Raw genomic sequence first — 19187 nt, forward strand, 5'->3', positions numbered from 1 at the left:
ATTTAAAGCTAGAAAAGAATTAAAAGAATCTGTGAAATAATTATACATAGTAAAAAAGGGTTTGATATTCATATCAGATCCTTTTTTCATTATTAGTTTAGTATAATTGCTCATCTTAGCTACTTAACAAGGGTTTAGAAACTAAATATTTTTCAGGTACTACAATCTTAACCTAATAATTTTCTTAGTTTTTGGTATTCACTTTCCCAGCTTAACGGACATGGGGCACTATATCATCAAAAGAAAATTAGATGTTTTTAGTATTAAATAAAATTAGTATCAATACTATCTAGGTTCTTTAAGGAAACCAAATGAGAGAGCAATATTTCAAAGGGTATCTTGTGATATAACTAAGTAGAATTTTTAAGCAAGGAGATGATGAGATGAATAAATTGAAGGGGAAGATTGCATTAGTAACAGGGTCTAGTAGGGGAATAGGCCGAAGCATTGCCTTACATTTGGCACAGGCTGGTGCGTTAGTCGTTGTTCACTATAGTAAAAGAAAAGAAGAAGCAGAAAGTGTAGTGGATAAAATTAAACAAGATGGCGGTTCCGCATTTGCGATTAGTGCAGACTTAAGTACCTTTAACGGTATTAATAAATTGTATTCAATGATGGATCAATCTCTTCAAAAATATATAGGTGATACTACATTTGATATCCTTGTAAACAACGCAGGAATTGGGCAGATTTTAACGTTAGAGGAATCTACAGAGGGGTCTTTTAATGAGGTTATGAATATTAATGTGAAAGCTCCATTTTTCATTATTCAAAAAGCTTTGCCACGTTTAAAAGATGGAGGCCGGATTATCAATATTTCGTCTTTTGTCACACGGGTAGCCACCCCAAGTGTTTTTGCCTACAGTATATCTAAGTGGGCAATTAATACACTCACTCATACTTTAGCACAACAACTTGATGCCCGTGGTATTACAGTAAATGCAATTCTCCCGGGTATAATTAATACAAAAATGAACGCTGAGACATTGGGGAATAGAGATGGACAAAAATATGCCGCAGGTTTATCGACTTTTAATAGGTGGGGAGAACCTAATGATATAGCTGATATTGTAGGTTTTCTTTCTTCATCAGACAGTCGTTGGATAACTGGTGAGTTAATCGATGCAATTGGTGGATCCTGCTTATAATGCGAGAGGAAAAGCCGACTTAAATAGAGTTGGATTTGCAACTCTATTCTTTATTTGTTAAAACACCGAACTACGCACCATTTATTAGCCTTACAAAAACCAGCTTGAAACGAGGCAAAATGTATTAAGTCAATTAAGATAGAGAAGCAATTATGCTGTAGTAGGATTAGTAGTAAGTGTAAATAGTAAAAATGCAATGAATATGCACAATTTCATATGTAAATAGGTACTTTTTGTTAACTCTTTCATAGAGAAGCAAAGGTATGAATTTAGTATGATAGAATCAATTTGTATTAAATATAAAGGGGATGAGTATATGCTAAAAAGAATGATTTTAGGAGTTTCATCATTAGTAGTGGGAGCAACAGTTGGCTTAGCGACTGATGTATCCGCAGCACCTGCACCACCATTAACATCATTAAATGTGGTAAAAGTTGAATCTCAATTAGGCGGGGTTGAATTTATTGGTCCTAATAATTTAAGTACAGTTAAAGATCATGGAGGGAGCTATTTATACATTTATACAAATGAAATGGGATATGGTAGAAATCCAATTGCTCAAATGAGTGGTCAAAAACTAAAAAAAGTAGATTCTAAGATGATTGATATAAATGGGGATAGAACAGTGGATGGATGGGAATATAAATGGGATGCTTCAGGACAGCAAAATGGGCAATTTAAATATCAAAATACATCTACAAATGCACCTTGGAATACATTATCTACGTCATTAAATATTAAATAAACTAACAGAAGAATTCGATGTTATTTTTTTATGTTTGTTATATATGTAATGTTTAGATACCTAAAGGAGTCTACGTTTTTAAGTAGGCTCTTTCTAAATAATGATAAGATATCTGCAAATTGATAAACTATTTTGTCTAATCGGCAAACCAAGTTTACATAATATTTTTCTGGTAAACAATTATGGGTTTAATAGTGTAATCAATAACGAAAGGAAATCTTTTATAAAATCAATTAAATTATTTAGTGGGTCTTTCATCATAAATATCTAAAACTACATATTTATGAAATTTTATAAAATTTTCACTTTATATTTAGCCCTAAATCATATGATTTTAATACAAAATACTATAATTTGATTAATAATAGCAGTGTAAAAAACATTAAATATATTTAGATTTTAGAGCTAATGTTACTTTATTACTTAATTTGTTTAAAGGGATATATAGGGTTATTATTCAATGTAACTAAAATAATTTAAAAGGAGATAGGAAGTTATGTTTAAAGTAAAAACAAGGGGAAAAATAAAAAGAATTGTTATGGTTTCAACGGCTTGTACCATGTTGTCAATGTATGGAGCACCAATACCTAGTACAGAGGCAGCAACCCGATCGCATGCCCCATCAGTTTATGTAACACCACAAAATACTGCTGCTTCAGATATTATTAGTATAGACTGGTCACCAGTCCAAACAGCACCTTATACGTATTGGGCTGTGCATAACTGGAATCAGGGAGGGGAGGGTGGTGGTTATGCGGGCTTCCAACAACAAAGTGGTTTTGATCAATTCGGTAAACGTACCCTTCACTTTGCACTTTGGGATCCAATAGCATCAAACCAAGCAATAAAAGCTGAATATTTATCGCCGACTTCAGAAGCCAGCAGATTTGGTGGAGAAGGAACAGGTCTGAAGGTACAAACAACTTATAATTGGAAAGATAGTGAATGGTATAGAATGACTCTACGCTCTTGGCAAGAAGATGGCCATACAAAGTTTGGCCAGTGGATAAAAGATAATACATTAAATCAATGGAAGTTAGTTGCTATTATGGATCATCCAGTTGCGAATGTTGCATTTAACTATGGTTTATCGATGTTTCAAGAGGACTGGGCTGGTAATGGACAAGATGTAAGAGAAGCACGTCTTAAAAATGGATACAGCAGAAAAGTTTCAGATAAACAATGGAATTCTTGGAATAATCAGCGTATCTCTGGGCAACATGATACGTCCTATCAATACGATGGAGGAGCAACTTCAGAATATCTATGGGTTAGGGCAGGAGGAAATACTCAATCAACTATTGGTACTGGAAAAACTTTTAATATAAATCAGCTTAGTCAACCAGAAATGGGAAATTTAGATTTTGATATCCAAAATACTCGCTTTGAAGCTGGAAAATTAAATGTTTCATGGAAATTGAAAGAACAAAGTACTCCACAGTTTAAAGGGAAAATTGAAATCTATGACAATGAAAAGTTAATGGGACAACCTTTAAAAGTAATTGATAATATTAAGTCCTACCAAACTGAGGTAAGTCAAACTATGCAATTGCCTCAAACAGCTTTTGCTAAAATTACATTAACAGATATATTTGATCGAACTGTAGAGAAAAAAGTAGGAATTACAAATGGAAATTCTGATATTTTAGTAGGGAATCGATTTGCATGGTCCCTAAAAGGAATTAGTGATTTTGAGTTTGCAAAAATCAATTTCAATAAGTCGACAGAAGAAATGCAAATTGACTTAAAAGCAGGCGTACCGCATCATTATTTTAATGAAACGTATGCGAGTATTAAAGTACAAAATGCATCAGGAAAAGTAGTATATAATAATGACATTTATGGAAACAAACAACAAAATGCTGAATCGCAAAAAGTTCCAGTGAAAGTAGGAGATTATATTGAATTAACACATCTTGAAGGTGTACATAGAGCGAATTTCACAAATTTAGACAACAGTAAACAAGAAAGCTTTGGAAAAAAAGCAATGTATGAAGTCACACAAGAAGGCTTGAAGAAAGTAGAAAAAATGCCAGAAGCAACAATTTTAGACGGAAATCAATTTACATGGTCCCTAAAAGGATATAGTGATCGAGAAATTGCAAAGATGGATTATAATAAAGCGGCAGAAGAGCTGAAAATTAAATTAGAAGCTGGTGTACCGCATTCTTACTTCAATAGCACATATGCAAGTATTAAAGTCCAGAACTCGTCTGGTAGCGTTATGTACAATAAGGAAATCATAGGAAATAGACAACAAAATGCTGAAACCCAAACAGTGCCCGTAAAAGTGGGAGATTACATTGAATTAACTCATATAGAAGGAGACGCTGTAAAGGAAAAAACACGCGCAACATTAATGAATCTTGAAAATAACAAAAATGAAACTATTGGAAAGACAGCAAGATACCAGGTTACAAAAGAGGGCTTAAAGAAAGTAGAAAAAATGCCAGAGACAACAATTCTAGATGGAAAACAATTTACATGGTCATTAAAAGGATATAGTGATCGAGAAATTGCAAAAGTAGATTATAATCAAACAGCAGAAGAGCTGAAAATCAAATTAGAAGCTGGCGTACCGCATTCTTACTTCAATAGTACATATGCAAGTATTAAAGTCCAGAACTCGTCTGGTAGCGTTATGTACAATAAAGAAATCATGGGAAATAGACAACAAAATGCTGAAACCCAAACAGTACCTATAAAAGTGGGAGATTATATAGAATTTACTCATATAGAAGGGGATGCAGCTAAGGAAAAAACAAGAGCGACTTTAACTAACCTTGAGAATGGAAAACAGGAATATATAGGAAAGAAAAGAACATATCAGGTTACATCTACAGGATTAATAAGACAATAAATGTATAAAAAAGTTGGGGGAATCCTCAACTTTTTTGTCATTTTAGCCAAGAAGACTCCTTCCTCAAGGAGCGTGAAGGGTCACAGCCCAGTGAGTAGGTGGGAGATGAATTGGCTTCGAACAAGGGATGGCAGGAAGCCATCTTAAATGTTCGACATATAGAAAGTATTACTCCACTAACTATCGAATGTATGTTTGGTGTGTAATAGTCATATAACGAAATGGAGGTGAATTAAATAATGATGAATAAAGCCTATAAGTTTCGTATCTATTCAAATCAAGAACAAGTAATTCTAATCAACAAAACGATTGGGTGTTCTCGTTTTGTATTCAATCATTTCCTAGCCTTATGGGATCACGCATACAAAGAGACAGGAAAAGGCTTGACCTATGGTATATGCTCTGCCAAACTACCTGCCATGAAGAAAGAGCTGGTTTGGCTAAAAGAAGTGGATATTATTGCGATTCAGTCGTCTGTTCGCAACCTTGCGGATGCTTATACGCGCTTTTTCAAAAAACAAAACAGCGCACCGCGCTTTAAATCTAAGAAGAACAACGTACAATCTTATACCACAAAACAAACAAATAAAAACATTGCCGTTGTAGGGAACAAAATAAAGTTGCCGAAACTAGGCCCTGTTCGATTGGAGCGTTTTTCGTAATAATACCATCGCGGCCCAAAAACAACCATCATGATATAGAGGCAAATAATAAGAACATGTTAATTAAAACATGTTCTTATTTAATATAATCGATTCACTTCTTTATAAAAAGTTTGGTTATTTTATTGAAGCTTATTCCACAAAACCCAACCGCTTGTTAACTTTTTTACTGTTTGAAAGCCATACTTTTTATATTGATTCATTTATTGGAAAAACTGAAAGTTTTAAAATCTCTCTATTACATATTTATTTTTGGAAAAATAGCCTAACTCCAAATACTAATAATACTGTGCCAGTAATACCCTCTATTGTACGGTTCACTTTTTCTTTTCTTAAAAAAGTTCTTAATTGACGTATTAGAGAGATATAAAGTAAATACCATATTGCTGTCAAAGTCGTAAATGTGAGTCCCAACAAAAGAAATTGGAAGAAATGACTTTGATTACTCACAATAAATTGGGGTAGAAAACTAAGGAAAAATACAGCCGTTTTTGGGTTTAAGATTGCCGTGGTAAATCCTTGTCTAAAACCTTTGACCGTTCCAATATCCTTAGAGTTTATTTCCACTGAACCTGACATATCTTCTTTTTTAGAAAAGGCACTTTTAATTGACTTTACAGCTAAATAAATTAAATAAAATGCCCCAGCATATTTTATTAATGTAAATAGCATAGCAAATTTCATTAAGATAGCAGAGAGTCCTAGTGTAGCCATTATTGTATGAATCATCATTCCAGATACCGTTCCTAAGACGGTCTTTATCCCACCATTTCTACCATGAGAGATAGTGTTTTTTGTAACTAAAGCAAAACCAGGACCAGGCATCATTATAATAAGGAGTGCTGTAAGGATAAATAGCAAATAGTTTTCCATGTTCTGGTATTTCCTTTCTGATTTTTAGTTTCGCTTATAGTATAGCTTTTTTTCTTAAAACATTAAATATAAAAAGTGTGATCAGGATAGTATCATAAACTTTCAAGGTGTTGTAATTGAATTATAGAGGGCTTCACTTGAATAATGTTCTTCTGTAAATGAGCATTTTAATGGAATGCCAATTAAATAAATAATCAGATTTTTGTATGAAAGGATAACTCAATTAAATAAATTAAGAGTGTTCTTTAATTGCTTTTTCTCGGAACACTCTTAATTTTCTTTCGTTTATCGAGGGTATTAGTATCAACTTGACCAAATATTATCCAAAAACTACATTGATAAAATACACAGCAAAGCTATGCATACATTTTCTTTAGACAATTAGCTAAATATCATCTAAGCTGTAATTTTATGAAAATATAATAGCTGATTTCAAACGTAATTGGAAATAAACGTAAGTCTATGCCCTATTTTTACACGTATCTCGGCTATACCCCATATTGATAAAAAGACGTTATCCTTTCCTATGATTTCTCAGAAAGAATAACGCCTTTTTCTTTTTAGGGGGTATTTTCTCTAGTTAGCTTGATAGCGATGTGGTGGTACCCCACATCCATCAACTTAAGGTATATTTTTAAACAAAATGCGGTCTTTCCATATAGTTTTTTATTATCTTTTGTAGATTTTATAAAAGCGGGCATATCAAATAAACCCTGACGGGTTTCAATTTTTTACTATGCTACCTGATGAGTAGAAGTGGTATACTCATAAACAACACCCAAAATATCAAAGACTGTCTTTTTCTCGTATCGATGAGATTTTCGTCCGTTGTGCTGTAGGAGGTTAAACAGACGAAGGAGAACCTTTGATAATTCTTGGGTGTTTTTGTGTAATGCTTGGTAAAAAAGTGAAAAATAATCCTTAATTATGTACATCGCTTTATATTCACTTAGCTCTTTCTGTTTCTTACGTAATAGGAGTTCTCGCATTTTAAACATAGTAGAAGAACATAATAGAATACTAATGAGTTGCCCATAAAGATGACATTCTAATCGCTCTTGTTTAATAGATTTACAACGATGAATTTGAAACCAAGATTTCCATATTTTAAATAACAGCTCAATTTGCCAACGTAATGAATATAAATCATAGATTTTCTCTTTTGGTACCCATTCCGTAGGAATGTTTGTCATATATACCGTAATACCTTGTAAAAGCTTTGTACGCTCTGTATATGTAATTCCTTTTTTCTTTTCACGAATAGCTCGGTCACGTAGGCGTTTCTGTTTTTGCTCCTCGGTACACCTATAAACTACAATACGAGTAGGCAATTTGTCCTTACTCCCTACATATACATCGTGTAATTCATACACTTGGCCAGGTTGTAGCTGTTTCATAATGTCTTCCAAATGAATTTGTATATATACTGGTTTCAATTGAGAGGGTTTTGTTTTAAATACCACTGTTTCGAACTCTTTTCTATATATTTTAGTTGGTAACTTAAGACGAGATAAATAATACCCCTGCTTGTCTTGAATAGACTTAAAGTCTTGTAGACGAAAATATCCTAAGTCACGAATATACAGCTCATTCTTTTGTATCATGCCTGTTCGAGTCGCACCATACGCCTGATCACTTCGTTTTCCTGGTTCAATTTTCACACCAGCTTTATGACTACATCCTCCGGCACCAGGATAGGTAGATGCGAATCGATCTGGAACCTGAAAGGTTGTAGAATCAAGGATGCGAATGCGCTCAAAGTAGGAAGAAAGAGAATGAGAAATCTTAGATACGCCTCCAATTTTAGCTTGTAGAAGTGTAGTAAATACAGTTCGAAAGAAGGCTACAGAAGCAGAGTTAAATCGCCGATTAAGTCCTTCCGGACTTAATAAAACTCCTGTTGAAGTTTCTAATTGACTACATAGTTGAGTAAGAGAGGTAGTAGCGACTTGTTGATTTAGCCATACACACAAAGATAAGAAATGGTGCCCGTGGCACTTACGTTTTCGTTTCATTCCGCCTGCTTCTATGGCTAATTGATTAAGTGTAGCGGGAGACATATATCGATATAACTCTTCAGCGAATAAAGATAATTCTTGTTTTTGATTCATATTCATAAAAAACACGTCACCCTTTCTCATTAACATAAGAAAATAGTAACGTGCTTTTAACTTCAAAAATAGTCTAAATCCTTAAGTTGATGGATGTGTGGTGGTACCCCATGCCCATCAACTTAAGAAAAAGAAATGCCCCCAAAACGAAAAAATGAACTGCTTCTCAAAATTGCTATCTGTAGAGAAAGAAAATTTTAATTTAGGGGGATATGAAAATATTAGCTTGATGGTGATGGGGTCTTACCCCTATTAAGTAGACAATAAGAAAAAGACTAAGTTATCAGTGTGTTTCGATATTCAATCGGGGCACACTGGTTTGATTTTTTTGTAAATGTGGAACAAATTTATTACTTAGATTGTCTATTAATTGTAATCCTAAAAATATAGTCGAACAGTATAATGGAGTGATTTCTGCTAAAAGTAATGTGATAAGAACAATATTTGAAGTTAGATTACCTAAAGAAAAGAGTTCAAAAATTTAATAAAAATTTAAAGTTTACCCTACTTTTTATTTTAATAGTTCCTTCTATCCTATACGTATATATGTACAAGTTTCCCACTACACTAGTATAGTGGCCTTTATTAACAGTAAAATCTACAATTTACAAGGAGAAGACTTTATGAGTAAGAGAATAAAAGAATTAGATTCTATACGGGGATTAGCAGCTATTACAGTGGTAATTGGACATTTTTGTTTAATGCTACCATCGTTGCCTAATTCTATTAAATTATCCCCTCTTAGGTTTTTATGGGCTGGCGGGGAAGCGGTAATCATTTTTTATGTACTCAGTGGTTTTGTGCTATCTATGGCACTTTATCATTCAAAAACAAATTATTGGGGATATTTAATTAAGCGATTTGTACGAATATATATCCCTTATTATTTCTGGATATTGATCACCTTTGCTTTATTTATGTTGTTTTCACAATATGAAGTTACGGGACTACGAGATTGGTTCTATGATAAGTGGCAAGGGTCTATAACAAAATTAGATCTTATCAATCACCTTGTACTCTTAAATAACTTTTTTACGGAAAATTATAATCCAGTTATCTGGTCATTGGCTCAAGAAATGCGTATATCTATCGCATTTCCTTTGTTATTCCTTCTTTTTTATAAACAGAGTTGGAAGAAAACGATACTGTTTGCCATGAGCTTTTCTTTAATTAGTATTTTCCTTAATATGTTCCATATTGGAAAAGCTGAGGGGTTTTATAATGGTTATGCCGATACATTACATTTCACATCCATGTTTATGATTGGAATGTTACTTTTTAAATATCAGGAAGAAATTACTCGCTTATATAGAAGTATGAAAAACTTAAACAGAAAACTTCTTATCGTATTAGGGGTCTTTCTATATTTATACTCTACTGGAATTTTACTGATTTCACGTAGTGATACTGCTTTCCTATTAAAAGATTGGGGTGTGGTAATTGGCGTTAGTTTTCTTATTATTGTGGCTATGAATAACTTAAAGGTAAAAGCTATTTTAAATAAGAGTGTGTTTGTATACTTAGGAGAAATTTCATATAGTATTTATTTATGTCATTTTCCAATCATGATGGTACTCTTTAAACTTTTGTATGCAAAGATACCTATCTTTTTCCTTCTTATCTTATGTATTACAATGACAATACTTTGTTCTATAGTATCGTATCATTTAATCGAAAAGAAATGTATCAATTGGGCGAAACAAAGAACAACAAAGTTTCAAAAGAAAGTGTAATACTTGGCGGAATCTTATTTGTTTAGTAAATATAAGAATTCCAAGTTGTAAATATGGACCCAGTTGTTAGAAAAGTAATCCTAGGCTATGCAAGATTTATCAGCGCACTAGTCGAAACTTCGATTCGTAAAATCGCGTTGCATAAAATTTAACTGTATTTGACTCGACTTTTTCTTTGTTAAGAAATCTTGCAACAGAACCGAGAAAATATACATTATTCTAAAGAGGTGCAAAATGAATTTTATTAATGAACAAGAAAAGAAATTTACTAAGCGACAGGTTATATTACTTATATTAATAATAGGCTATTATTCCCTTTTAATAATAGCTACCACATTTGGTCGTTCAGCTGAGAATATCTTTGTAAGAACAATTGATTTCGATGTACTGAGCCAGTATCAACAAGCGTGGAATCAATTTTCATTTAATTCTTTTTTTCATATCATTGTTAATATTGGTATGCTGTTTCCGCTAGGAATTTTATTACCTTTATTTAGTGAAGTTTTTTTAAAAGCAAAATGGATGTTAATCAGTTCAATTACAACATCTTTATTTATTGAAACTCTCCAATTTATAACACTTCGTGGAAGTGCGGAACTAGACGATTTACTTCATAATACCATAGGAATGATGCTAGGGTATTGTATAGTAAATATAGGTCTTATTTTTTTAAAAAAAAAGGAATCACACACACAAATAGTCAAATATTTAATCTTACCCACTGCAGTAAGCTTCGTCGTGCTTGGAATAATTATTTCGTATCAAATGAAGGAATTTGGTAATATGCCATTTGATTCTTATGGAAAAATAGATATGTCTCATGTCACTATAAAAACATCACTGGAGTTAAGTAATGAAGGTAAAAAAATGCCTGTTTACAATTCCAAAGGTCAAAAAGTGCGAGACGTCGAAATTATTTCTTCAAAAGAAGCATTTCAAAAACTGAAACAAGGAGACATTTATCCTATGGGACCTTTTGGAGCGGGTGAAGAATTTGAAGGTGAGACATTAGTCATTACAGAGTGTAATTTAGAGTACGCCACTGATACAAAAGGTTTTTCTCAACCTGTATATATTTTTCGCGTACAGTTAAAAGATAATGACGTAGTTCTTACGGTTCCACCTATTTCCGCAAGGGAATAATTTGAATTTTCCTTTTTTTATATATGATCCTCAGGACTGACGTCGATATTAGTTTTTTTATATGACCTCACCATACATGCCCATTAACTTAAGCATTTTCATACCTCCACAAGCCCATCAACCTAAAGTTTTATTACACCCCCAGAACGAAATTTTTAGGATTTCTGGTAACGAAAAAGCTTATTTATCGTTTTGGGGGTGAACTGTTTTCTTAGGTTGATGGCAATGTGGCGATACCCCATCGCTATCAAGATACCAAAACAAAATACCCCATAAAATGAAAAAATACGCTATTCTTTCTGTAGAATCATAGGAAAGGATGACGTTTTTGTATGTCTATTTCTGTATCTGATGAATTACAACTATTTGCTCAAGAAATTCAAAAATTCTTATCTCCAAATATCTTACGAGATCTTGCTAGAGATGTTGGTTTTGTACAAAGAACTAGTAAATACCAAGCAAAAGATTTAGTCGCTTTATGTGTATGGATGAGTCAAAATGTCGCTACAACTTCTTTAACCCAGTTATCTAGCTGTTTAGAAGCATCGACAGAAGTGCTCATCAGTCCTGAGGGACTGAATCAACGATTTAATAAAGCGGCTGTCCAATTTTTACAACACATATTATCTAAACTACTAAACCAAAAATTGGCCTCATCTATACCTATTCCTTCTCCATATACTTCTGTTTTCAAGCGTATTCGTATTTTAGATTCAACTGCATTTCAACTTCCAGATCCCTTTTCATTTGTTTATCCAGGTGCAGGAGGATGCAGCCATACAGCGGGGGTGAAGATTCAGCTAGAGTATGATCTATTAAGTGGCCAGTTCCTGCATATCCATACAGGTCCAGGTAAACAACATGATCGAACCTACGGTTCCCTGCGTGTTCCAACTGTGACAGCGAATGATTTATGTATCCGAGATTTAGGGTATTTTCATTTGAAAGATCTTAAACATATACAAGACCAAAAGGCTTACTATATCTCTCGTATCAAGTCGAATACACGTATTTATCAAAAAAATCCCAATCCTGATTATTTTCAAGATGGAAGAATTAAGAAAGGTACAGAGTATATTCAGATAGATATGGAGGGTTTAATGAGCTCTCTTCAACCAGGACAAACATGTGAAATAGCTGACGCTTATGTAGGAATGACTGATAAAGTGCCGACTCGTGTGATTGTTCATCGACTAACAAAAGAACAACAACAAAAACGATTACACGATCAAACTGTAAGAGAAAAAAAGAAAGGAATGAAGTATTCTGCTCGTAGTAAACGACTTAGCGGTATCAATGTATATATGACAAATACCTCTATAGATATTGTCCCGATGGGACAAGTACATGATTGGTATTCTTTACGTTGGCAAATCGAGCTTTTATTTAAAACGTGGAAATCATTCTTTCATATTCATCATTGTAAAAAGATAAAACGAGAACGATTAGAATGCCATTTGTATGGGCAACTGATTGCCATTTTACTTTGTTCTTCTACCATGTTTCAAATGCGACAATTGCTTCTTATGAAAAAGAAACGAGAACTGAGTGAATATAAGGCCATATATATGATTAAAGATTACTTTCTTCTTATTTTCCAAGCTATACAGAAAGACACCCAAGAGCTATCAAAGATTTTAATTCGCCTGTTCAACCTCCTACAGCAAAACGGGAGAAAATCTCATCGATATGAGAAGAAAACAGTCTTTGATATATTAGGTGTCATTTACAATTGTACCATGTTTGATAATCAAGCGGCTTAAATCAAAAAATTGAAACCCATTAGGGTTTATTTCGTATGCAAATCTTTAAATTCCCTACACGTAGCTTTTAAAAAAAAGAAACAACCTCTATTATAATTAACGTTTTATGGTCTTAGCTTGATAGCGATGTGGTGGTACCCCATGCCCATCAATTTAAGGAATGTAAACACCCCCAAAACAAAAAATGAGCTGACTTCTCAAAATAGTTTCACAGAAAAAAGAAAAGCAGACTCCCATAAAAGAGCCTGCCTTCCCTGCTTTGTAAAATTAAGAAGCTTTACGTACGTTTGAAGCTTGAGGTCCACGTTGACCTTGTTCCAAATCAAAAGTCACTGCTTGACCTTCTTCTAAAGTTTTATAACCTTCGCCTTGAATCGCTGAGAAATGAACGAATACATCGTCTCCACCTTCACGTTCGATGAATCCGAAGCCTTTTTCGCCATTAAACCATTTTACATTACCTTTTTCCATTTGTATTGCCTCCTAGTGTGTAAACACACACAATGTAATACTATCCTTGCTCTCAGTGATCATAAAGGTGAAAAGTTACAAATCCTTTACACCGAACAAAAATAATTCATTTTAATAATAACATTTTTTGTAATAAATGTCAATGTGAAGAAAAAATAATCAATTTAACTGCTATCTTTAAGAGTTTCTTACATCTAATGAGACAGTGTATAGTAATTGTTTATCTTCTTTACGTAAAATTGATAAACGAACTGGTAACACTATATGGTCAACTACAAAAAAATGGTTTCCAGAACAGGAAACCATTTTAAATTTTATTTACATACAAATAGTAAATTAAGCAATAAGAAGGAGTGCACACATGAAAAAAATGTTAACAAAAGAATTAAGTAATGAATTAAAGAAGCGAGAAGAGAGGATCCTTTTTGTTTGCTGCAACTTTTATTTGATGTGTTGGGGCTAAAAGGAAGGAGAGGGTCGGGATTATCATGGTGGAAAGCTTAATATTGGTAGGATTTCTTTTTACGTTATATAAATTAGTTGATAAAAAAACAAACTAATTTATATAACGATATATTGTTTCCTTTTTAAGGGCGAGATTTATTTGATAGTGAAATGGATAATTTAAAGGAGGAATTTAGATGGATGCAAGGGAAGAACGCATAAAATACGAAAAGATGTCAAAGAATTATGACCGTATTTATTCAGTTTCGTTTATCCTATTAATTATACTTGTTTGTAGTAGTGTGATTATCATAGGAGCAACAGGAGGAAAATATGGAGTGTTTTTATTGTTAGCAATTTTACTTAATGCACGTATTACGAAAGAATCTCAAAAAAAGTATGAGCACTATTCTAATAAAGGGCGTATTTAAAATCATACATATGCTAAAAGGAACAAACTAGATGTACATTCAAAATATCCCTTTATCATCTCCTGTTAACTGGTAAAAGTAGCTTTTATAAATCATTTTTTTAGCAATGTAGAAATAGAAACCGTACCCTATTAAAATGTTATTTCCGTTCCTATAATGAATTATCCTTCTAGCATATTTATAAGATTTATATCATATATTAGGAGAAAGAATGCAAGTTAGAAAGGAGTCTTATAGAATGAGTTATTCGAAAGGAAATGACTTGAGTGAACAACATATGGTAAGTACACCTAATCCCTACGTATATCAGACATTACAATCAGTAATTGGTAAACATGTGGTTATTGAAACTGTAAGAGGTAATGTAAGAGGAAAGTTAAAAGATGTGAAACCAGATCATTTGCTCATTGAAGATACGGCGCCATATATTGTACGCATTCAACAAATTGTATGGATTATGCCAAAACAATAATCCAATTTATAAAAAATTAATGTCATAGTCCACCAAGTAAAAACACAGGGTTTTATCTCTGTGTTTCTTCAAATTTCCGTTTTTGAATATATGCTTGAGCATGAATAAGTTCTTTCTGAAGCTCTTTTAATTCTTTTGTAGATTCTGATTCAATAGCCATGTAAGTAGTAACTAAACTAATCATCATATCCATCTTCTCTACTATATTTTGAATGACCTGTTCAGAATGCTCTTTTTCAGGATGTTGTATTGCTATTAATACATTTTCTATATAATTGTTCTTTCTTTGCTGGATATCATAAATAAACTGTTTTGTGTTTGAGTTCATTTGTTATCCCTCCGTTTTGGATATATTTTTATTCTATCATATTTGAATAGAAAATATTGAATGGGCCGTTCTTACTTGCAACATTCATCAGTCAAAGGAATTGTCACAAGTGATTTTGATGAAGAACTCAATTATAAATGGTATGAAGTTAAGGGGTAGGTGAAAAGAGTGATTCTAAACCGAGTCCCTCTTTTGTTGTATGATTTTTAAATCTTAATAGGTTAAATTTATTGTAAAGAAGAACAAAGTGATGGTGAACGCAATAAATTTTTACCATTTTGTTTAGGAGGTGCTACTGTGAAAACTATAGAAATTGAAATGGTTAGATCTGGGAGTTGGAAGAATTCAACAGTACTTACAGAAAGTAGCTCCATATACTTATGAAGGTCCAAATGGCCCGAAGACAATAAGGTTAAGAATGGGTGAGTTAGCGGGAGACAAACATCCTGTTACAGGCATTCGGTATGATTTAGATGATTTCCTTATTTTTTAAAGCTATTTCTGAAGTTAAATTAAAAGAAGCTGATTTTAAAAAATCTAGACCAACACATGATAGAATATGTAGTAAAGCATTATACGAAAAAATAATGAAAGACCCTAAGTTAGCTGCAAAATTCACAGAAGAAGAAATAGAGTTGTTCAAGCTAGGTGAGGTACCAGAAAATTATACATGGCATCATCATCAAGAAGCAGGACGAATGCAACTTGTTGATTATGAAACACATCGAAAAACAGGTCACACTGGTGGATATAAAATTGGGGAAAAGACAGCGATACGTAAGGAAGAGTACATATGAGAAACGTTACTTGGATTGGAGTAAATAAAAAAGAAATTACAGATGAAAACATTCAGAAAGTAGAACAATATTTCAATATTAGATTCACTTTTATCTTTTCTTTTAAATTACAACATATACATGGGCAGAAACAATAGGATTCATAGAATCATACCAATCAATTCAGTCCTGCAAAGACGGTAGAGTAAATATTACACATTAAAAATAAAAATCTTATATTATTTGAAGTGTAAACCTGGAAAGAGACTCTTATTTTAGAGTTCAATTTTTGGTTTTTTACTACCTTAACGAACAGATAACGTCTAGTTCTTATATAAATCACTTTTTCAAGATTTATGTTACTGGTACTTATTCAGTTACTAAAATGGGTGGGGGGGATGGATAACATTGCTAAGCGTTGCAGCACATGTATTGAAAAATCCTCCAATTATACCATACAATAAGAAGGTACACATCTAAAAAAATAAATATATTCAATTTACGAAGAGGGGAATTAGCATGGGAGGAACCATTAAACTAGGAAGATTGTTTTCTTTATCAGAAGATATGTTACGCCATGATATTGATTACCAGGTTGTAAATGGAATACGCTATAAAAACAATTTAGAAATATGTGCAATTTTCAAGCATGATTATAAAGATATAAATAATAAGAAAAAGTATGATGAAATTACAAATAAAGTATATACATTGGGCTTATTTAAAAGAGGAACTAGAGAATTTTTGGAATTACCATTAAAATATGAAGTTAAAGGGAAATATAAGTCATTTACATTACCATTAGTAGGCCCAAACGATAGTTTATACAAAGACCTTTGTGAGTTCTTGGAAATTGATTATACAAAAAACGGTCCTTTTAAACCACTAGATTTTTTCAAGGCTCTACATAATGCTATTCCAACAAAAGCTAGTATTAAGTTTAAAGATAGATTGGCTTGTTCATATTCATATCCTACCAGTAAAGATAATGAACAAGAAAAAATTTATTTTCGCAGTTTCCTTAATAATGATATAAATGGAAACAAACGGAGTTTAGAAAATAAAGCGAAAACGGAAAAACTTTTACCAGATGCTCATAAGGTTATTGGTACAAGGAATATTTCCGTATGTTTCACGCATACACCAAAAGATGAACAAAAAGAAAAAGAAGAGATCGCGTCTAAATTTAATGAACTCCAACCTCAAATCTAGCTCAGAAGAACCAGGCAAAAATTGCCTGATTCTTTTTGTATATTTAACTGCTTGACATTCAATTTTTCGCAGTTAATTGAAAATTTAACATGATAGAGGGAATCGTTTATAAAATAATGTCAACTTTCTTGTCCAAATGGTTTAGACTTTCATATCTTTTTACAGTACGAGAATAACTACAGCAGGGGATAGTAACGCCCTTTCTAACTGTCCGCAAATTTTAATTTAACGAACAGTTGACAAAAGAAAAACAACTTTGCGATACCTGTTTCAATAAAGGGGAGATTTACCGTATAAAAATAATATAAAACAAGGATGATTATTTTGAAATCAGGGGTCACCATACACATCCATCAACCTAAGAAGAATAAACGCCACCTAAACAAAAAAGCCCTAAATTTTTCTTGAAAATAAGTTAGGGCTTTTGAACTAGAAAAGTATATTTTTAACTATGAAAACTACGATAAATTTTTCCTTTTTTCCTACTTACTAAATTCAGCAAGTAAAATATTTTTAAAAGGATTAGGACTATCAATTCTACCCAAACTATTCCAATTGACGACCAACGTATGCTTGCCCCCAAGTTTACCTCCAACAAGAGTTGTAAACCCTAGAATGCCACCTGTGTGTCCCCATATCGAGACACCGCTTGGAAGCTTAGTTTCATAGATTCCAAGACCATATCCATCGATTCCTTCTTTTCCTGTAGGAACTGTAGTAAGCATTTGTTTTAGTTGCTGTTCCTTCAGTAATTTGCCACCGAGCAAGTAAGAGAAGAATTTGTTTAAGTCGTCAGCAGTAGAAATCATATCTCCAGCAGAGCTAGCTGCACTTGGGTTATAATAAGTAACGTCTTTTAGCTCGCTTGCTCCGTCTGGTTGGACATATCCACGGGCATGGTTAGTGCCTGCAATAACACTTGAGTTGCCTGGTAGGAATGTATTCGACAATTCAAGTGGTTCAATAATCCGATTTTCAATCTCTTCCGCATAGCTGTTTCTGGTTACTTTTTCAATAAGAATGCCCAGTAATACGTATCCTGTGTTTGAATAAGACCAGCCCTTTCCTGGGGCAAAGTCTGGAGGCAGAGAAACCCCCATCTTCACTAACTCTTCAGCCGTATACGATTTTTTTGTATCCGTAAAATCAGCGTCTTTTGACCTTGAGTATTCAGCGATACCACTTGTATGGTTCAATATATGCCGGATAGTAATCTTGTTACCATCATATCCATTTCCTTGAATGACACCAGGCAACCAGTCTTCGATGTAATCGTCTAGATTCAGGCGATTCTCTCCAGCTAATTGAAGTACAACTGTTGCGGTAAACGTCTTCGTCACACTCCCAATGCGAAAGCGAAAATCTGTTTTCATTGGTTTCTTGGTTCTCAGATCCGCTATTCCAGTGGCATACCCCCACGTTTTTCCAACCTCAGAAGTTTTAGCAAGTATCCCCGGGTATCCAAGTTGCAATGTATCCCGCATTGCTTGCTTGACGGAAGTACGATCTCGTTGAGTATTTGTTTGTAACGAACTAGATACATTTTGAGTGGGCTCTGCTTTTACAATTGAGGTTGGTATTGTATATAACAGGGAACTTCCAGCTATTAAAAGGGCCAGACTTGCACATGTAATTTGACTACGTATTTTCATAAGGCATTCCTCTTCTCTATTCATATTGTATCAGTGTTTGCTTACTGTTCCTTACTTCCTGACAAGACTTAGGGAAAGGGCCTCACGCATATAGATTAAAGCCCCAGTACAAAGGTATCTATCAATACCAACAATTTGAGCCATTTAAATCTCCATCCCTCCTATAACAAAATTATTCAAAGGTATGAAAGCATATTATGTACCCTTAGTTATTGTTAGGATTAACACAACACGAGACATAACTTCAACCCATATTTTACTTTATTTATCTATAATATGTATTGAGAAAGAATGTAAATTCGAATCCTTTCCATAACCCAACTATTGATCGTTTTTTTCATCTATTATAATTAGTTATTTAGA

Annotated in this window: 14 protein-coding genes and 3 pseudogenes; 12 read left to right on the forward strand and 5 right to left on the reverse strand. The window is 33.2% G+C overall.

What is annotated here, in order from left to right; all coding sequences use genetic code 11:
- Window positions 1–383: 383 nt before the first annotated feature.
- The 4 genes and pseudogenes from AXW78_RS28130 to AXW78_RS28145 all read left to right on the forward strand — a co-directional run.
- Window positions 384–1148 (forward strand): SDR family NAD(P)-dependent oxidoreductase, encoded by a 765-nt coding sequence (locus AXW78_RS28130; RefSeq protein WP_001037516.1) that lies wholly within the window; start codon window positions 384–386, stop codon window positions 1146–1148.
- A gap of 316 nt (window positions 1149–1464) precedes the next feature.
- Entirely contained in the window at window positions 1465–1893 is a 429-nt protein-coding gene (locus AXW78_RS28135) for a DUF4879 domain-containing protein (protein WP_000919890.1), read from the forward strand.
- A gap of 496 nt (window positions 1894–2389) precedes the next feature.
- Window positions 2390–4753, forward strand: a complete 2364-nt coding sequence (locus AXW78_RS28140; RefSeq protein ID WP_000477426.1) for a putative mucin/carbohydrate-binding domain-containing protein — start codon at window positions 2390–2392, stop codon at window positions 4751–4753.
- 239 nt (window positions 4754–4992) lie between these two features.
- Window positions 4993–5406 (forward strand): annotated as a pseudogene (locus AXW78_RS28145) (helix-turn-helix domain-containing protein); the annotation flags it as partial.
- Between the two features lie 255 nt (window positions 5407–5661).
- On the opposite strand, the gene AXW78_RS28150 reads toward AXW78_RS28145, so the two are convergent.
- Together AXW78_RS28150 and AXW78_RS28155 are read right to left on the reverse strand one after the other, a co-directional pair.
- The gene (locus AXW78_RS28150; protein WP_000432976.1) at window positions 5662–6288 is read right to left on the reverse strand and encodes a LysE family translocator; all 627 of its coding nucleotides are present in this window, start codon (window positions 6286–6288) and stop codon (window positions 5662–5664) included.
- 734 nt (window positions 6289–7022) lie between these two features.
- Window positions 7023–8405, reverse strand: a complete 1383-nt coding sequence (locus AXW78_RS28155) for an IS4 family transposase (protein WP_061884960.1) — start codon at window positions 8403–8405, stop codon at window positions 7023–7025.
- 617 nt (window positions 8406–9022) lie between these two features.
- On the opposite strand from AXW78_RS28155, the gene AXW78_RS28160 reads away from it, so the two are divergent.
- From AXW78_RS28160 to AXW78_RS28170, 3 genes are all read left to right on the forward strand, one after another.
- Window positions 9023–10132 (forward strand): acyltransferase family protein, encoded by a 1110-nt coding sequence (locus tag AXW78_RS28160; protein ID WP_061884961.1) that lies wholly within the window; start codon window positions 9023–9025, stop codon window positions 10130–10132.
- Window positions 10133–10366: 234 nt separating this feature from the next.
- Complete coding sequence (locus AXW78_RS28165) at window positions 10367–11275, forward strand: VanZ family protein (RefSeq protein WP_061884962.1); 909 nt, start codon at window positions 10367–10369, stop codon at window positions 11273–11275.
- Between the two features lie 332 nt (window positions 11276–11607).
- The gene (locus AXW78_RS28170) at window positions 11608–13038 is read left to right on the forward strand and encodes an IS4 family transposase (protein WP_061884963.1); all 1431 of its coding nucleotides are present in this window, start codon (window positions 11608–11610) and stop codon (window positions 13036–13038) included.
- Window positions 13039–13305: 267 nt separating this feature from the next.
- Here AXW78_RS28170 and AXW78_RS28175 read toward each other — a convergent pair whose 3' ends face one another.
- A complete protein-coding gene (locus AXW78_RS28175; RefSeq protein ID WP_000410775.1) occupies window positions 13306–13509 on the reverse strand; it encodes a cold-shock protein in 204 nt (67 codons plus the stop codon).
- 641 nt (window positions 13510–14150) lie between these two features.
- On the opposite strand from AXW78_RS28175, the gene AXW78_RS28180 reads away from it, so the two are divergent.
- Window positions 14151–14384 (forward strand): hypothetical protein, encoded by a 234-nt coding sequence (locus AXW78_RS28180; protein WP_000340014.1) that lies wholly within the window; start codon window positions 14151–14153, stop codon window positions 14382–14384.
- Between the two features lie 238 nt (window positions 14385–14622).
- Window positions 14623–14856 (forward strand): YuzF family protein, encoded by a 234-nt coding sequence (locus AXW78_RS28185; RefSeq protein ID WP_000122389.1) that lies wholly within the window; start codon window positions 14623–14625, stop codon window positions 14854–14856.
- A 52-nt stretch (window positions 14857–14908) separates the two neighbouring features.
- On the opposite strand, the gene AXW78_RS28190 is transcribed toward AXW78_RS28185, so the two are convergent.
- Window positions 14909–15184 carry a hypothetical protein gene (locus AXW78_RS28190; RefSeq protein ID WP_001087716.1) on the reverse strand — a complete coding sequence of 92 codons (276 nt, stop codon included), beginning with the start codon at window positions 15182–15184 and terminating at the stop codon, window positions 14909–14911.
- Window positions 15185–15515: 331 nt separating this feature from the next.
- On the opposite strand from AXW78_RS28190, the pseudogene AXW78_RS28195 reads away from it, so the two are divergent.
- The 3 genes and pseudogenes from AXW78_RS28195 to AXW78_RS28200 form a co-directional block, all read left to right on the forward strand.
- Window positions 15516–15965, forward strand: a pseudogene (locus AXW78_RS28195) (HNH endonuclease); the annotation flags it as partial.
- A 12-nt stretch (window positions 15966–15977) separates the two neighbouring features.
- Window positions 15978–16079, forward strand: a pseudogene (locus AXW78_RS35050) (SMI1/KNR4 family protein); the annotation flags it as partial.
- A gap of 400 nt (window positions 16080–16479) precedes the next feature.
- A complete protein-coding gene (locus AXW78_RS28200) occupies window positions 16480–17172 on the forward strand; it encodes a DUF6037 family protein (protein WP_000509528.1) in 693 nt (230 codons plus the stop codon).
- 482 nt (window positions 17173–17654) lie between these two features.
- Here AXW78_RS28200 and AXW78_RS28205 read toward each other — a convergent pair whose 3' ends face one another.
- Window positions 17655–18824: a serine hydrolase domain-containing protein gene (locus AXW78_RS28205; protein ID WP_000702496.1), complete on the reverse strand. Its 1170-nt coding sequence runs from the start codon at window positions 18822–18824 to the stop codon at window positions 17655–17657.
- Between the last annotated feature and the right edge of the window lie 363 nt (window positions 18825–19187).

Origin of the sequence: Bacillus thuringiensis, assembly GCF_001595725.1 — a bacterium.
Taxonomy (GTDB): Bacteria; Bacillota; Bacilli; order Bacillales; family Bacillaceae_G; genus Bacillus_A; species Bacillus_A thuringiensis_K.

Coding starts and splice junctions, on each gene's coding strand:
- AXW78_RS28130 (WP_001037516.1), top strand. CDS start 384: ATGAATAAATTGAAGGGGAAGATTGCATTAGTAACAGGGTCTAGTAGG.
- AXW78_RS28135 (WP_000919890.1), top strand. CDS start 1,465: ATGCTAAAAAGAATGATTTTAGGAGTTTCATCATTAGTAGTGGGAGCA.
- AXW78_RS28140 (WP_000477426.1), top strand. CDS start 2,390: ATGTTTAAAGTAAAAACAAGGGGAAAAATAAAAAGAATTGTTATGGTT.
- AXW78_RS28150 (WP_000432976.1), bottom strand. CDS start 6,288: ATGGAAAACTATTTGCTATTTATCCTTACAGCACTCCTTATTATAATG.
- AXW78_RS28155 (WP_061884960.1), bottom strand. CDS start 8,405: ATGAATATGAATCAAAAACAAGAATTATCTTTATTCGCTGAAGAGTTA.
- AXW78_RS28160 (WP_061884961.1), top strand. CDS start 9,023: ATGAGTAAGAGAATAAAAGAATTAGATTCTATACGGGGATTAGCAGCT.
- AXW78_RS28165 (WP_061884962.1), top strand. CDS start 10,367: ATGAATTTTATTAATGAACAAGAAAAGAAATTTACTAAGCGACAGGTT.
- AXW78_RS28170 (WP_061884963.1), top strand. CDS start 11,608: ATGTCTATTTCTGTATCTGATGAATTACAACTATTTGCTCAAGAAATT.
- AXW78_RS28175 (WP_000410775.1), bottom strand. CDS start 13,509: ATGGAAAAAGGTAATGTAAAATGGTTTAATGGCGAAAAAGGCTTCGGA.
- AXW78_RS28180 (WP_000340014.1), top strand. CDS start 14,151: ATGGATGCAAGGGAAGAACGCATAAAATACGAAAAGATGTCAAAGAAT.
- AXW78_RS28185 (WP_000122389.1), top strand. CDS start 14,623: ATGAGTTATTCGAAAGGAAATGACTTGAGTGAACAACATATGGTAAGT.
- AXW78_RS28190 (WP_001087716.1), bottom strand. CDS start 15,184: ATGAACTCAAACACAAAACAGTTTATTTATGATATCCAGCAAAGAAAG.
- AXW78_RS28200 (WP_000509528.1), top strand. CDS start 16,480: ATGGGAGGAACCATTAAACTAGGAAGATTGTTTTCTTTATCAGAAGAT.
- AXW78_RS28205 (WP_000702496.1), bottom strand. CDS start 18,824: ATGAAAATACGTAGTCAAATTACATGTGCAAGTCTGGCCCTTTTAATA.